The sequence below is a fragment of the Streptomyces sp. NPDC002265 genome (assembly GCF_040296125.1).
GTDB lineage: Bacteria > Actinomycetota > Actinomycetes > Streptomycetales > Streptomycetaceae > Streptomyces.
Map to the genome: position 1 here is coordinate 1 of NZ_JBEOWS010000247.1, position 14,866 is coordinate 14,866.

Annotated in this window: 12 protein-coding genes, 1 rRNA gene and 1 riboswitch; of the genes, 1 reads left to right on the forward strand and 12 read right to left on the reverse strand. The window is 69.7% G+C overall.

Features of this window, described 5'->3' with window-relative positions; genetic code table 11:
- Nucleotides 1–90 precede the first annotated feature (90 nt).
- Nucleotides 91–2,976, reverse strand: coding sequence for an aminomethyl-transferring glycine dehydrogenase (gene gcvP, locus ABT085_RS32455; RefSeq protein ID WP_351616024.1), 2,886 nt, complete (start codon nucleotides 2,974–2,976; stop codon nucleotides 91–93).
- A 180-nt stretch (nucleotides 2,977–3,156) separates the two neighbouring features.
- Nucleotides 3,157–3,252: riboswitch (glycine riboswitch) on the reverse strand.
- A gap of 115 nt (nucleotides 3,253–3,367) precedes the next feature.
- On the opposite strand from gcvP, the gene ABT085_RS32460 reads away from it, so the two are divergent.
- On the forward strand, nucleotides 3,368–3,739 hold the full coding sequence (locus ABT085_RS32460; protein ID WP_351616027.1) for a PRC-barrel domain-containing protein: 372 nt from the start codon (nucleotides 3,368–3,370) through the stop codon (nucleotides 3,737–3,739).
- Between the two features lie 249 nt (nucleotides 3,740–3,988).
- On the opposite strand, the gene ABT085_RS32465 is transcribed toward ABT085_RS32460, so the two are convergent.
- The 11 genes from ABT085_RS32465 to rrf all read right to left on the reverse strand — a co-directional run.
- Nucleotides 3,989–5,440, reverse strand: a complete 1,452-nt coding sequence (locus ABT085_RS32465) for a DNA polymerase IV (RefSeq protein WP_351616030.1) — start codon at nucleotides 5,438–5,440, stop codon at nucleotides 3,989–3,991.
- 57 nt (nucleotides 5,441–5,497) lie between these two features.
- Nucleotides 5,498–6,142, reverse strand: coding sequence for a MerR family transcriptional regulator (locus ABT085_RS32470; RefSeq protein ID WP_351616032.1), 645 nt, complete (start codon nucleotides 6,140–6,142; stop codon nucleotides 5,498–5,500).
- Nucleotides 6,143–6,380: 238 nt separating this feature from the next.
- On the reverse strand, nucleotides 6,381–6,854 hold the full coding sequence (locus ABT085_RS32475; protein ID WP_003988851.1) for a bifunctional nuclease family protein: 474 nt from the start codon (nucleotides 6,852–6,854) through the stop codon (nucleotides 6,381–6,383).
- A gap of 96 nt (nucleotides 6,855–6,950) precedes the next feature.
- Nucleotides 6,951–7,688 (reverse strand): transcriptional regulator FtsR, encoded by a 738-nt coding sequence (gene ftsR / locus ABT085_RS32480; RefSeq protein WP_351616040.1) that lies wholly within the window; start codon nucleotides 7,686–7,688, stop codon nucleotides 6,951–6,953.
- A gap of 43 nt (nucleotides 7,689–7,731) precedes the next feature.
- Entirely contained in the window at nucleotides 7,732–8,634 is a 903-nt protein-coding gene (locus ABT085_RS32485; RefSeq protein ID WP_351616043.1) for a zinc-ribbon and FHA domain-containing protein, read from the reverse strand.
- 61 nt (nucleotides 8,635–8,695) lie between these two features.
- Nucleotides 8,696–9,499, reverse strand: a complete 804-nt coding sequence (locus ABT085_RS32490) for a DUF881 domain-containing protein (RefSeq protein ID WP_502982857.1) — start codon at nucleotides 9,497–9,499, stop codon at nucleotides 8,696–8,698.
- 614 nt (nucleotides 9,500–10,113) lie between these two features.
- Complete coding sequence (locus ABT085_RS32495) at nucleotides 10,114–10,446, reverse strand: small basic family protein (protein ID WP_003988855.1); 333 nt, start codon at nucleotides 10,444–10,446, stop codon at nucleotides 10,114–10,116.
- Nucleotides 10,443–11,279: a DUF881 domain-containing protein gene (locus ABT085_RS32500; protein ID WP_351616046.1), complete on the reverse strand. Its 837-nt coding sequence runs from the start codon at nucleotides 11,277–11,279 to the stop codon at nucleotides 10,443–10,445. The genes ABT085_RS32495 and ABT085_RS32500 overlap by 4 nt, the downstream gene beginning before the upstream one ends.
- 165 nt (nucleotides 11,280–11,444) lie before the next feature.
- A complete protein-coding gene (locus ABT085_RS32505) occupies nucleotides 11,445–13,940 on the reverse strand; it encodes a sugar phosphate nucleotidyltransferase (RefSeq protein WP_351616049.1) in 2,496 nt (831 codons plus the stop codon).
- A gap of 114 nt (nucleotides 13,941–14,054) precedes the next feature.
- On the reverse strand, nucleotides 14,055–14,663 hold the full coding sequence (clsA, locus tag ABT085_RS32510) for a cardiolipin synthase ClsA (RefSeq protein ID WP_351616052.1): 609 nt from the start codon (nucleotides 14,661–14,663) through the stop codon (nucleotides 14,055–14,057).
- A 108-nt stretch (nucleotides 14,664–14,771) separates the two neighbouring features.
- Nucleotides 14,772–14,866 (reverse strand): 5S ribosomal RNA (gene rrf, locus ABT085_RS32515); the annotation flags it as partial.

Sequence of the window (14,866 nt, forward strand, 5' to 3'; positions counted from 1 at the left end):
CGCGGAAGCGAGGTGAATACGTGACAGGCTGGCAGTTCTGGGTGGACCGGGGCGGACCGGCCTTCACCGGCCCAGGGGCCGGCCGCGTGCTCAGTCGTCGTACGCGTCCAGCGGCGGGCACGAGCAGACCAGGTTCCGGTCGCCGAAGGCCTGGTCGATACGGCGCACCGGCGGCCAGTACTTGTCGGCGGCCGAGACACCGGCCGGGAAGACGGCCTCCTCGCGGCTGTAGGCGTGCTCCCACTCCCCGCCGAGCGCGGCGGCGGTGTGCGGGGCGTTGCTCAGCGGGTTGTCGCCGGCCGGCCAGTCGCCCGCGCCGACCTTCTCGATCTCCGCGCGGATGGCGATCATCGCGTCGCAGAAACGGTCCAGCTCGATCAGGTCCTCGGACTCGGTCGGCTCGATCATCAGCGTCCCGGCCACCGGGAACGACATCGTCGGCGCGTGGAAGCCGTAGTCGATCAGCCGCTTGGCGACGTCGTCGACGCTCACGCCGGTCGCCTTGGTCAGCGGCCGCAGGTCGATGATGCATTCGTGCGCGACCAGACCGCCGGGGCCCGTGTAGAGCACCGGGTAGTGCGGCTCCAGGCGCTTGGCGATGTAGTTGGCGGAGAGCACCGCCACCTGCGTGGCCCGCTTGAGCCCCTCGCCGCCCATCAGACGGACGTACGCCCACGAGATCGGCAGGATGCCCGCGGAACCCCACGGGGCCGCCGAGATCGGGCCGACACCGGTCTCCGGACCGGCCGCGGGCTGCATCGGGTGGTTGGGCAGGTACGGCGCGAGGTGCGACCGCACGGCCACGGGGCCGACGCCGGGACCGCCGCCGCCGTGCGGGATGCAGAACGTCTTGTGCAGGTTCAGGTGCGAGACGTCGCCGCCGAAGTGCCCCGGCTTGGCGAGCCCCACGAGCGCGTTGAGGTTGGCCCCGTCCACGTAGACCTGGCCGCCCGCCTCGTGCACCTGAGCGCAGATGTCGGCGACATGCTCCTCGAACACGCCGTGCGTCGAGGGGTACGTGATCATCAGCACCGACAGCTGCTCACGGTGCTGCTCGATCTTCGCCCGGAGGTCCTCGACGTCGATCTCGCCGTCCTCGGCGGTCTTCACGACGACGACCTTCATACCGGCCATGACCGCACTGGCGGCGTTGGTGCCGTGCGCGGAGGACGGGATCAGGCAGACGGTCCGCTGGTCGTCACCGTTGGCCCGGTGGTAGCCGCGCACCGCGAGCAGACCGGCCAGCTCACCCTGCGAACCGGCGTTGGGCTGGAGGGACACCTTGTCGTAGCCGGTGACCTCGGCGAGCCGCTCCTCCAGCTCACGGATGAGCGTGAGGTAGCCCTGCGCCTGGTCGGCGGGCGCGAAGGGGTGCAGCTGGCCGAACTCGGGCCAGGTGACCGGCTCCATCTCGGTGGTCGCGTTCAGCTTCATGGTGCAGGAGCCCAGCGGGATCATGCCCCGGTCGAGCGCGTAGTCGCGGTCGGAGAGCTTGCGCAGGTAGCGGAGCATCGCGGTCTCCGAGCGGTGCTGGTGGAAGACCGGGTGGGTCAGGTAGACGTCGGTGCGCTGCAGCGCGGCCGGCAGGGTCTCCTCGGTGACCGCGTCCAGCGCCTCGATGTCGGCCTCGACCCCGAACGCCGTCCACACGGCGGCGAGCTGCGCGCGCGTGGTGGTCTCGTCGCAGGACATGGACACCCGGTCGGCGTCGACGAGGTGCAGGTTGACCCCGCGCTCGCGCGCGGCCGCCACGGTCTCGGCGGCCCGGCCCGGGACCCGCGCGGTGAGCGTGTCGAAGAACGCGCCGTGCACGACCTCGACACCGCCGGCGGTGAGGCCCGCGGCGAGGAGCGTGGCGTAGCGGTGGGTGCGGCCGGCGATCGCCTTCAGGCCGTCGGGCCCGTGGTAGACCGCGTACATGCCCGCCATCACGGCGAGCAGCACCTGCGCGGTGCAGATGTTGCTGGTCGCCTTCTCCCGGCGGATGTGCTGCTCACGGGTCTGAAGAGCGAGGCGGTAGGCCCGGTTGCCGTCGGCGTCGACGGAGACGCCCACGAGACGGCCGGGCAGGCTGCGCGCGAACTTCTCGTGCACCGCCATGTAGCCGGCGTGGGGTCCGCCGAAGCCCATCGGCACGCCGAAGCGCTGGGTGGTGCCGACCGCGATGTCCGCGCCCAGCTCGCCGGGCGAGGTGAGCAGCGTCAGCGCGAGCAGGTCGGCGGCGACCGTGACCAGCGCGCCCAGCTCGTGGGCCTGGTCGATGACCGGCTTGAGGTCACGCACGGCACCGGAGGCGCCCGGGTACTGGAGGAGGACACCGTTGATCTCGCGCTCGGCGATCTCGGCCGGGATGCCGTCGCTGAGGTCGGCGACGACCACCTCGACGCCGGTCGGCTCGGCGCGGGTCTCGATCACGGCGATGGTCTGCGGCAGCGCGTCCGCGTCGACCAGGAACAGGCCCTTCTTGTTCTTGCCCATGCGCAGGGACAGCGCCATCGCCTCGGCGGCGGCCGTGCCCTCGTCGAGCAGCGAGGCGCCCGAGGTCGGCAGCCCGGTGAGTTCGGCGACCGTCGTCTGGAAGTTCAGCAGCGCTTCCAGGCGGCCCTGCGAGATCTCCGGCTGGTACGGCGTGTACGCCGTGTACCAGGCCGGGTTCTCCATCACGTTGCGCAGGATGACGGGCGGCGTGAAGGTCCCGTAGTAGCCGAGGCCGATCATCGAGCCGAGGACCTGGTTGCGGTCGGCCAGGGAGCGCAGCTCGGCCAGCACCTCGGCCTCGGTGCGCGCGCCCGGCAGGTCCAGGGCGTCGGCGTTCTTGATCACATCCGGTACCGCGGCTGCCGTGAGGTCGTCCAGCGAGCCGTACCCGACCTGGGCGAGCATCTTGGCCCGTGCCTCGAGGTCGGGCCCGATGTGGCGCTGCTCGAACGGGATTCCCTGTTCGAGCTCGGAGAGCGGAATACGGTGGGCGGTCATTGCGGAGGCCTCCTGGTCTGACGCGACCTGCGAGGGGCACCCTGGCGCGGGTACCCGGACGGCCTCCCCCTCTGTCATCTCAACCTGAGAGCTTCACCGGATCGCCCGGAATGGGGTCACCGGCTTTCACCGTCGGTGAGGACGCGGGTCGTCGACACCCGTCCTGCTTTCCAGAGTGACCTCGTCCGTGCGGTACGTGTGCCTGAGAGATTCCGGGGAGGATTTGCTCCTTCGGCGCCTCCGGTGATGTCCGGAGGACTCTCCCGCACGGGGTCAGCAGCCGCTTGCCAGAGTACCAGCGACCTCAACACGGGAGTCTTCGAGTGGCCACCTTCCTGAATGTGCTCTTTTGTAGTGCTTACGGATGAGTTTGCGACCTGGAGGAGGGACCGTGCAGACCGATGTCGATCCGCGCAACCTGATCGGCCGCAAGGCGTTCGACCGCAACGGCACAAAGATCGGAACCGTCGACGAGGTGTACCTCGACGACGCCACCGGTGTACCGGAGTGGGCAGCCATACGTACCGGTCTGTTCTCGAGGGACGCTTTCGTCCCGCTCGAGCCCAGCGAACTGGTCGAGGGCGCACTGCGCGTCCCGTTCGACCGCACTCTGATCAAGGACGCCCCCGACTTCGGCGTCGGCCGTCACCTCTCCCCCGAACAGGAACTCCAGCTCTACCACCACTACGGCCTCGACATCGCAGCCCCGCCTCCCTTCCCGGACCACGACTTCGGCAAGCTGGCCGGCCCGGACGAGTCCTGACGCCGGCGCCCGCACCCGCCGGCCCACGGTGGCCCTGGAGAGCTGCCGCGGCCAGGCCCGGCACGCCCGCCGGAGACAGTTGGTCCCCTCGCCGACCTGCCTGGTCACCGTCGACGGCGATCGGGGTGCACCGGATGCCCGGTGACGGAGATCGCACCGCACCGGCACGCCCCGAGCCTCCCTCCGGTCCGTGACGTTCCGGACAGCCGGGGCTCCGTCCCGTCACCCGTCAGGTCTCCGAGCCCGCCGTCAGCCGGCCGCGTGCTCCGCAGCGCTCGACGGCTCCTCGGCCGGCGGTTCCCCCTCGGCCGCCGCATCCTCCTCCTCGGCGCCGCGGACCGCTCCCGGATCCTCGGCCTCCACCGGTCTTCGCCGCACCAGTGGCAGTGGATCCGCCGGTTCCAGGTCGGGGTCGTCGATCCGGAAGGTCCGCACCCGGCCGGGAGCCGAGTCGGGCGTCTCGAACCGTACGGTGACCCGGCCGAGACCGCTGCCCTGCACCCACCCGGGCCCGTGCTCGGCATGCCGTACGTCGTGTCCGGCCGGCCAGTGCCGCTCGACCGGCTCCGGCGGCTGCGGTACGGACTCGTCCGCTGCCGCCTCCTGCTCCACGGCGCCCGCCTGTTCGCCGGCCGCCTGCGCGAACAGATCCTCCTGCGTGTAGTCGGCCAGCCCCGTCACGCCCACCCCGAGCAGCCGTACACCGCCCGTGGTGTCCACGGAGTCGAGCAGCCTGGCCGCCGCCTCCCGCACGACGGCCGGATCGTCGGTGGGGCCGCGCAGCGTCTCGGACCGGGTCAGGGTGGAGAAGTCGTACCGCCGCACCTTCAGCACGATCGTCCGCCCGGACAGGCCCGCCCCGCGCAGCCGCCCCACGCACCGGTCGGCCAGCCGCGCCACCTCGAACCCCACCCTGAGCCGGTCGTGGATGTCGACGTCGTACGTGTCCTCGACCGACACCGACTTGGCCTCCCGCTCGGCCACCACGGGCCGGTCGTCGCGCGCCAGCGCCATCGCGTGCAGCGCGTGGCCGTGCGCCTTGCCCAGCAGCCGGACGAGCTCGTCCTCACCGGCCCCGGCGATCTCGTCGACCGTGGTGATCCCGGCCCGCCGCAGATGGTCGCCGGTGGCCGGACCGACGCCCGGCAGGGTCCGCACCGACATGGGCCCGAGCAGCGCCCGCTCGGTGCCCGGCTCGATCAGCACCAGACCGTCCGGCTTGGCCTGCTCGGAGGCGATCTTCGCCAGCATCTTCGACGCGGCCAGCCCCACGGACCCCGTGAGCCCCGTCACCGCCCGGATGTCGGCACGCAGTTTCACCCCCGCCGAGCGGGCCGACCCGGCGTCCCAGGCCGCTCCCCCGGCCTCCAGGTCCACGAACGCCTCGTCCAGGCTCAACGGCTCCACCAGCGGCGACAGACCCCGCAGCAGCGCCATCACCTGCTCGCTGATCGAACGGTAGAACCCGAATCGGGGCACGAGATAGGCCGCGTTCGGCACCAGCCGTCGGGCCTGGGCCATGGGCATCGCCGAGTTCACGCCGAAGACCCGTGCCTCGTACGAAGCGGTCGCCACCACCCCGCGCGGTCCCAGCCCGCCCACGACGACGGCCTTTCCCCGCAGGCTCGGCTTGGACGCCTGCTCCGCCGAGGCGAAGAAGGCATCCATGTCGAGATGCAGGATCGTGGGCGCGGTTCTCACATCTCCGATGCTGCCCTACGCCACTGACATTGCCCTCGCGCGGCGCCGGGGCGGACCTCAGACGGCCCGGTTGCGCCGCCGCGCCAGCTCGTCGGCCGGGTTGGGTCCGACCAGGGTCTCCCCGGTGTCGATCCGCTCCCCGTGCAGCTGTGACAGGGCGCTCTCCACATCCCGCCACACCACGCCCACGGCGATCCCGAAGACGCCCTGCCCGCCCTGGAGCAGCGCGTGCACCTCGTCGGGCGAGGTGCACTCGTACACCGTGGCGCCGTCGCTCATCAGCGTCATGCGCTCCAGGTCGCTGAAGCCCCGCTCCTTCAGGTGCCGCACGGCGGTACGGATGTTCTGCAACGACACCCCGGTGTCGAGGAACCGCTTGACGATCTTCAGGACGACCACGTCGCGGAAGCTGTACAGCCGCTGTGTCCCGGACCCGTGGGCAGGCCGCACGCTCGGTTCGACCAGGCCGGTACGGGCCCAGTAGTCGAGCTGCCGGTAGGTGATACCGGCGGCCGCGCAGGCCGTCGGGCCCCGGTAGCCGATCTGCTCGGACGCCATGGACGTCGCCCCTCCGCTGCTCGGCACTGCCGAAGGTCGGTGCGGAGCATGGTCGGCCGCGTTGCCGTGAAGCGGGTACGGACCGCTCGCCCCGAAACCGCGTCCCGGGGCACCCCCAGCCATACCGCCGCCGCTGCTGCTCACGCCGACCTCCGTCCTTGACCTGCCTCCTCGACGGTAGGCAGTCACCAGGGGTGCGTCAACGATCGCCACACTCGGCACGCCGAGTGATAATCACCCTAGGAGTGGTTTCCCGTACCCCACCGCGGGGAAAGGCTAGCCGAATGCTCTCGGAGGGAGCCGCAGGACGCACTCACTGGCCGCTGGCAATTGCCGCCGCCGCGGCGCGCCACCCGGGCCGGGCGACGCGCCCGCGCAGCGCCTACTGGCTGCTGCTGCCGAAGTCCTCGGGTGAGATCTGGTCGAGGAACTCGCGGAACTTCTCCACCTCGTCCTCCTGCTCGTCCGGGATCGCGATCCCCGCGTCGTCCAGGACCGTGTCGCTGCCGTAGATCGGCGTCCCGGTACGCAGTGCCAGCGCTATGGCATCGGACGGCCGGGCACTGACCTCCACCCCGCTCGCGAACACCAGCTCCGCGTAGAAGACGCCCTCACGCAGGTCCGTGATGCGCACTTCGGTCAGCTCCTGGCCGACGGCTTCCAGCACGTCCTTGAACAGGTCGTGGGTCAGCGGTCGCGCGGGGGCCATGCCCTGCTGGGCGAAAGCGATCGCCGTCGCCTCCCCCGGCCCGATCCAGATAGGGAGGTAACGGTCGCCTCCCACTTCGCGCAGGAGCACGATCGGTTGGTTGGAGGGCATTTCGACCCGGACACCTACGACATCGAGCTCGTTCACACAGCAACCCTAGGCCGTGCCCGGGATGTTTGGGTAGTCGGGCCGGGAACGGGCGCCCGATCACGCCGTCCGGCAGACCCCGGGGCCGCCCTGCTCTCAGGGCAGCCGCACCCCGAGAGCGGTCTGTACCAGCGCCGCGTGCAGCTTCACCGTGAGCCCCGCGAGCTCCTTGGTACGGTCCTCGGCGTGTGCCCTGGTCTGCGGGTTGCGATGCCGCTTGAGCGGGGCCACCACCTGGTCCACCAGGCCGGCCTCGCGGTCGGCGGCGGCCTTCATGAGCCGCAGGTGGCGCGGTTCGATCCCGAATCGCCCCAGCTCGATGACGAGCGAGGCGACCGTGACCGCCTCGGCGTCGTACACGCCGCCCTCCAGCGGGGTGATCAGGCCGTAGGACTGCCACTCCTCGAGCTCGCGCTCGCCGACCTCCGCGGCGGCGAGCAACTCGGCCCGCCCGATCCGGGACGCGGTGGAGCCGTCGGAGACCTCCGGGACGGCCTCGCCCTCCCGCTGGCGCCCCAGCGCGGGCAGCCGTACGGCCTCCCCGCGCTCCATGGCGTCCAGGTGCTCCCGGATCACCTTGAGCGGCAGATAGTGGTCGCGCTGCATCCTCAGGACGTGACCGAGACGCTCGACATCCTTGATGCTGAACTTGCGATACCCCGAAGGGGTGCGCTGCGGCTCGATGAGGCCCTCGGACTCCAGGAATCGGATCTTGGAGATGGTGACCTCGGGGAACTCCTCGCGCAGCGTGTTCAGCACCGAGCCGATACTCATCAGCCCACTGTCCGCCGCGGCGGTGCCGTGCCCGGCACCGCCGCCCGGTGTTCGAAGCATGGACCTTCCCTGGGGGTCCCCCCGGACACAGTCCGGGGGAGGGTCAGTAGCCTCGCTGGCTCGCGTAGAAGACCAGCCGGTACTTGCCGATCTGCACCTCGTCGCCGTTGGCCAGAGGGACCTCGTCGATCCGCTCGCGGTTGACGTACGTGCCGTTGAGGCTGCCCACGTCGGCGACCGTGAACGAGCCGTCCTGGCCACGCCGGAACTCCACATGCCGACGCGAGACCGTCACGTCGTCGAGGAAGATGTCGCTCTGCGGGTGCCGCCCGGCCGTGGTCAGCTCGCCGTCCAGGAGGAAGCGGCTGCCCGAGTTCGGGCCCCGGCGCACCACCAGGAGCGCGGAACCCAGCGGCAGCGCGTCGACGGCCGCCTGCGCCTCGGGCGACAGCGTCGGCACCGACGTCTGGCCGGTGACCTCGGCGTCGTAGGCCTCGATCCCCGAGATCGAGATCGTCGACGTCGTCTCGGACGCCCGCTCGGGCGTCAGACCGGGGCGCAGCGGTGCGCCACAGTTGGAACAGAAGCGGCTGTTCTCGCCGTTGCGGTGACCGCACCTCGTACACACCAGGGCCGACACGGAAAACCCTCCACCCGAACTTGAGGTTGACGGTTGCCCGAAACCTATGCCGCCGGACTGGGCAGGGTCAACTGACGCCGCGCCCTGACCCCCGGAGAGGTCACCACCCGGACCAGCCACCTGGTCCCGGAACAACGGCCGCTGGCCGTCCGCGTCGGGCTGTGCGCGATGACGAGCGGTCGCGTTGTCGTTACCCTCTCGAGCACTCTTGCCGAACAACTTCGCAAACAACTTCACGGGCGATTCCCCTTGACCGAAACAGACCCGCCCGTGGGGCAGGACGAACCCTGACTCAATACACCGGTCGACCCGGACATCTTCACAACGTCCGTATCCACCAGACAGTTTCCACCACGCACCACCCATTCGGTGCGCCGACCCCCCGCAACCTCATGCCCTGGGGCGACGACCCCCATGCACCCCCGGTTCACTGGGAGGACGACCGAGCGTAGTCAGGCCGCTCCGCCGCCCGCAAGGCGTTCACGACGATCTTGCCCGAACGCTCGACGGTCACCGTGGCCTGCTCCTTCTCCAGTGTCTGCACCACGCCTCCAGGGATGTTGAGCGCCGGCTCGAGATCCTGCGGCTTGCCGATGACACTGAAACGATAGGGAGCGTTGATCTTGTTCCCGTCGACGCTCACACTCTTCCCGGACTCTGTCAGGTACGTGCTTGCGACCACGCGCACCCCGTTCACCTGGATCGCCTCCGCGCCGGCCGCGCGCAGTTCCTGGATCGCGTCGAGCAGCATGTCCGCCTGGACCGTCCCCTTCGTGTCCTCGACCGTCATCGTGATGCCGGGCCCCTGCGCGGCCACCGTGCCCGCGAGGATGCCTAGTTGCCGTTCCTTCTCGAGTGTCTGCTTACGGGCTTCCTCGGCCGCGTCGGAGCTGTTCTCCAACTCGTCGCGCTGCTTCTCGAGACCTTGCTTCTCGTCCTCAAGACGCTGAGTACGGTCATCCAGTTCATCGAGGATCCGAACAAGATCTTCCTGGCGTGCGCCGCGCAGCGCGCTGTCGCTGTCGCTGTTCGACGCCACCTGCACGGCCAGCCCGAAGCCGAGGCCGAACAGCAGGACGGCCACGATGAGTTGGGCCCGCGACAGACGCGGCGGCCACAGCCCCTGCACCAGCCGCTGCCGACCGGACTGCACGGGCTCGGCCGCCGTGTCGGCCGGCTGCTCGGCCTGGGCAGGCTGCGGGGGCACCTCGTCGGGCAGTTCCCTGCGCAGCCCGTGCTCGGGCTGGGACCACTCCGGCTGGGGACGGGGCGGCTCGGGCTGCGGCCTCGGCCGCTCCGGCTGCGGCCGGGACCACTCCGGCTGGGACTGGGGCCGCTGCACCAAGGGGCGTTCGGGCTCGGGCCTGCGCAGCTCCGGCCGCTGCTGCGCGGGCTGCGACCGCTCGGGCTCAGGCTCGACCCGCCGCTGCTCCGGCCGGCGCCAGTCCGGCCGGGACCGCTCCGACTCGAGCGGCTCCGGTCGACGTGGCTCGGGCTGAGGCCGCTGAGGCTCAAGATCGGGGCGTCGCTGCTCAGGCTGCCGCCGCTCCACCTCGGACCGAAGCCGGCGCAACCGCTCAAGCTCGGGCCGACGCGGCTCCGGCCGCTGCTCCGCGGGCTGCGACCGCTCGGGCTCAGGCTCGACCCGCCGCTGCTCCGGCTCGCGCCGCTCGGTCCCAGGCTCCGGCCGCCGCTGCTCAGGCTGGGCCCGCTCAGGCTCGGGCTCGGGCCGGCGCTCCTCGGACTCGGGTCGTTCCGGCTCGGGCTCGGGTCGTTCCGGCTCGGGCCGCGCGGGCTCGGGCCGGCGCGGCTCAGGCTGTTCGTCCTGGTTGCTCATCGTCGGTCTCACGCCCGGAACACGTGCCGACGGATGGCCGCGGCGTTGGAGAAGATGCGGATGCCGAGGACGACCACGACACCCGTGGACAGCTGGGCACCCACACCCAGCTTGTCGCCCAGGAAGACGATCAGCGCCGCCACGACCACGTTCGACAGGAACGACACGACGAACACCTTGTCGTCGAAGATCCCGTCGAGCATGGCTCGCAGACCGCCGAAGACGGCGTCGAGAGCCGCCACGACGGCGATCGGAAGATAAGGCTCGACGACCGCCGGAACCTCGGGGCGGACCAAAAGGCCGGCCACGACTCCCACGACGAGGCCCAGTACGGCGATCACGATGTGCCCTTCTCGGATATCGGCTGTGCTGTACGTACGATCACACTCGGTGCGGCCGACAGCCGGAGGGCGCTCTCCGTGGAGATGGCGGTCCGGATGCCGTAGTTCTCCTGCAAGGCGTTCAGATACAGGCCGTCTGCACTGTTCTGGAACTTGGTGCTCAGCCGCTTCCCGTCCCCCACCGCGAGCACCGTGTAAGGCGGCACCAGCGGCCTGTTGTCGACCAGTATCGCGTCCCCCGCGGCCCTGATCGCCGACAGTGCAGTCAACCGCTGTCCGTTGATGGAGATCGCCTCGGCGCCCGACTCCCACAGCCCGTTGACCACCCGCTGCATGTCCCGGTCGCGCACCCGCCCGGTGTCGGAGAACCCGGAGGTCTCGCGCGGATCGCCGTTCCCTCCGGTGGTGGCTTCCTTGGCGTCGTTCACGACCAGCTTCACACCGGGCCCGTGCACCGCGGAGGCACCCGAGAGGATGCCCACCAGTTCGGCCCGGCTGTCGCCGCCGTCGTCGCGGAGCGCCTCCCGCTGCCGGGCGCTCACGTCGTCCCGGAGCTCGTCGACGGTGCCCTCCAGCTCGTCCGCCGCCTTGGTCTCCCGGTCGATACGGTCGATCAGCTCCTGGCGCTCCTTGGCCACGACCGGAGCCGCGATCCGAGCCTGCGCCGCGCCGACCGTCACGACCAGCGCGGCGAGCACCAGACCGGCGGCGAGACCCAGCTTCGCGCTCAGCGTCCGGGGCAGGCCGCCGCCGCCCTCGGCCTTCTTGCGGGCGGCTGCCTCGGCGTATCCGTCGTCCAGGCTGTGATCCATGACGTTGGTGAGCAGCGACATGGACGCGTCCGGACGCGACGGGCGCGTGAATGTACTCCGAACGGGGGGCTCCTGCGGCATGCCGCACATCGTCGCATGTCGCGACCCGTACCTCCGAACGGCCCCTCCGACGTGCCGGACAGGCCCCCTTGGGGACACTTGTCCGGCACGCCGCGTACCGGGCCCTCAGCGGCCGGCGCTGTCCACCACCGCCGCCCACTCGTCGAGCAGGGCCTGCGCGGAGGCGTCGTCCGGCCCCTCCGCCCACAGGTGGGTGACCGCCTCGGCCGGATCGGGCAGCACCATCACCCAACGCCCGTCGGTCTCCACGACCCGCACGCCGTCCGTGGTGTCCACGAAGCGGTCTCCCGCCTCCTCGACCACACGACGCATCACCAGTCCCTTGACGGCCCACGGAGTCGCCAGATCCCGCTTGAGGACGTGCGCCCTAGGAATCCGCGCGTCGATCTGGCTCAGCGTGAGCTGTGTCCGCGCCACGAGCCCGATCAGCCGTACGAAGGCCGCGGTGCCGTCGAAGACGCTGCTGAACTCGGGAACGATGAATCCGCCCTTGCCGTCCCCACCGAAGATGGTCGTCTCGTCGCGCCCGACCCTGGTCAGGTCGTCGGGCGAGGTCGTCGTCCACTCCACCTGGGTCCCGTGGTAGGCGGCCACCTGCTCGGCGATCCGGGTCGTGGTCACCGGCAGGGCCACACGGCCGCTGCGCCGCTCCGCGGCCACCAGGTCGAGCATCACCAGCAGCGCCCGGTCATCCTCCACGATCCGCCCCTTCTCGTCGACGAGCGAGAGCCGCTCGCCGACCGGGTCGAACCGCACACCGAACGCGGCCCTGGAGGACGCGACGATCTCACCGAGCCTGACCAGCCCCGCCCGCCGCACCTCTGCGCTCTCCGTCGGCCTGGACTCGTCCAGACCCGGGTTGACGGTCAGCGAGTCCACGCCCAGCTTGCCGAGCAGGCTGGGCAGGACGAGTCCCGCCGAGCCGTTCGACGCGTCGACGACGACCTTCAGCCCGGACTCGGCGATACCCGTCGTGTCGACGTTCCGCAGCAGCGACCCCGTGTACGAGTCGAACACGCTGGCCGGGAAGTACAGGTCCCCGATCTCCCCCGGGAACGCACGCCGGTACTCCTGCCGCGCGAACACCCGGTCGAGCTTGCGCTGGCTGGCCTGGGACAGGTCCGCGCCCTGTCCGTCGAAGAACATGATGTCGACGGAGTCCGGCACACCGGGCGAGGTCCTGATCATGATCCCGCCAGCACTGCCGCGCGCGGTCTGCTGCCGGGCGACCGGCAGAGGTACGTTCTCCAGGTCGCGGACGTCGATGGCACTGGCCTGCAACGCGGAGATGACGGCCCGCTTCAGCGCGCGGGCACCACGGGAGTGGTCACGTGCCGTGGTGACCGTGGAGCCCTTCTTCAGCGTCGTCGCATAGGCACCTGCGAGGCGCACGGCGAGCTCGGGCGTGATCTCGACGTTCAGGATCCCGGACACACCGCGCGCACCGAACAGATTGGCCTGTCCTCGCGACTCCCAGATCACCGACGTGTTGACGAAGGCGCCGGCCTCGATGGTCTTGAACGGGTAGACCCGCACATTGCCCTGCACGATCGATTCTTCACCGATCAGGCACTCGTCACCGATGACCGCGCCGTCCTCGATCCTGGCGGCCCGCATGATGTCGGTGTTCTTGCCGACCACGCAGCCGCGCAGATTGCTGTGCTGACCGACGTAGACGTTGTCGTGCACCACGGCCCGGTGCATGAAGGCCCCGGTCTTCACCACGACGTTCGAGCCCACGACGGTGTGCTCGCGGATCTCGGCGCCGGCTTCGACCTTGGCGTAGTCACCGATGTAGAGGGGGCCGCGGAGAACGGCGTCGGGATGCACCTCGGCGCCCTCGGCCACCCACACACCCGGGGAGATCTCGAAGCCGTCGAGTTCGACGTCGACCTTGCGTTCGAGGACGTCCGCCTGCGCCTTCACATAGCTCTCGTGCGTACCGACGTCCTCCCAGTAGCCCTCGGCGATATAGCCGTAGATCGGCTTGCCTTCCTTCATCAGCTGAGGGAAGACATCACCGGACCAGTCGACCGGCACATCGGGTTCCACGTAGTCGAACACCTCGGGCTCCATGACATAGATGCCCGTGTTCACCGTGTCCGAGAAAACCTGGCCCCAGGTCGGCTTCTCCAGGAAGCGTTCGACCTTGCCTTCCTCGTCCACGATGGTGATGCCGAATTCCAGCGGATTCGGTACGCGCGTCAGGCAGACGGTGACCAGCGCACCCTTTTCCTTGTGGAAGTTGATCAGCTCGGTGAGGTCGAAGTCGGTCAGGGCATCTCCGGAGATGACGAGGAAAGCATCGTCCTTCAATGCTTCCTCGGCGTTCTTGACGCTTCCGGCGGTACCGAGTGGCTTCTCCTCATTGGCATAGGTGAGCTCCATACCGAGCTCTTCGCCGTCTCCGAAGTAGTTCTTGACGAGCGATGCCAGGAACTGCACCGTTACGACGGTCTCGTTGAGCCCGTGCCTTTTGAGCAGCCTCAGAACGTGCTCCATGATTGGCCGGTTGGCCACCGGCAGGAGCGGCTTGGGCATGCTTGAGGTCATGGGGCGAAGGCGTGTGCCTTCGCCTCCGGCCATCACGACGGCCTTCATGTCGGAAGCGTCCTCCTCCAAAGAGACGACGGTCTAGCCGACTTCACCCGCCTTGATTGTCCCGCACTTTTCCGCAACGGGCCATCGAGCCACTGTTACCCCCCAAGGGCGAGCTCAGTCGGCCATGGCGTCCGCACGAACGAGACGGCGGACCTGCACCACGTAGAGGACTCCTGCCCACCAGTACAGGGTTGTACCCCACCCTGCGAACGCCCATCCGAAAACAGCCGCGAGTGACGCGATCCATCCGCTTCCGTCACTCAGGAGGAGCAGCGGGAAGGCGTACATCAGGTTGAAGGTGGCGGCCTTGCCCAGGAAGTTAACCTGCGGTGGCGGATAGCCGTGCCGCCTGAGGATGCCGACCATGACCAGCAGGACCAGCTCACGGGCGAGAAGTATGCCGGTCAGCCAGAGCGGGAGAATCTCGCGCCAGGTGAGCCCGACCAATGTCGAGAGAATGTAGAGCCGGTCGGCCGCCGGGTCGAGGAGTCGACCGAGGCTGCTGATCTGGTTCCAGCGTCGTGCCAGCTTGCCGTCCAGATAGTCACTGATGCCGCTGAGCGCCAGTACGAGAAGGGCCCAGCCGTCGCTGTTCGGCCCTCCGAACTCGGGCCTGAGGATCAGCCACAGGAAGAGCGGCACGCCGGCGAGACGCGCCATGCTCAGGATGTTCGGGATGGTGAGGACCCGGTCTGTCTGGACGCGGGTCTCCTGGACCTCCACCCGGGGGCCTCCAGTAGAAAATGTGCCGATGATTCCCACTGACCTTACCTCAACGCAAAAAAGCTCTGGCCCTTGGGCTGGTGCCCAAGAGCCAGAGCTCTAAAAGGAGTTCGGCGGCGTCCTACTCTCCCACAGGGTCCCCCCTGCAGTACCATCGGCGCTGTGAGGCTTAGCTTCCGGGTTCGGAATGTAACCGGGCGTTT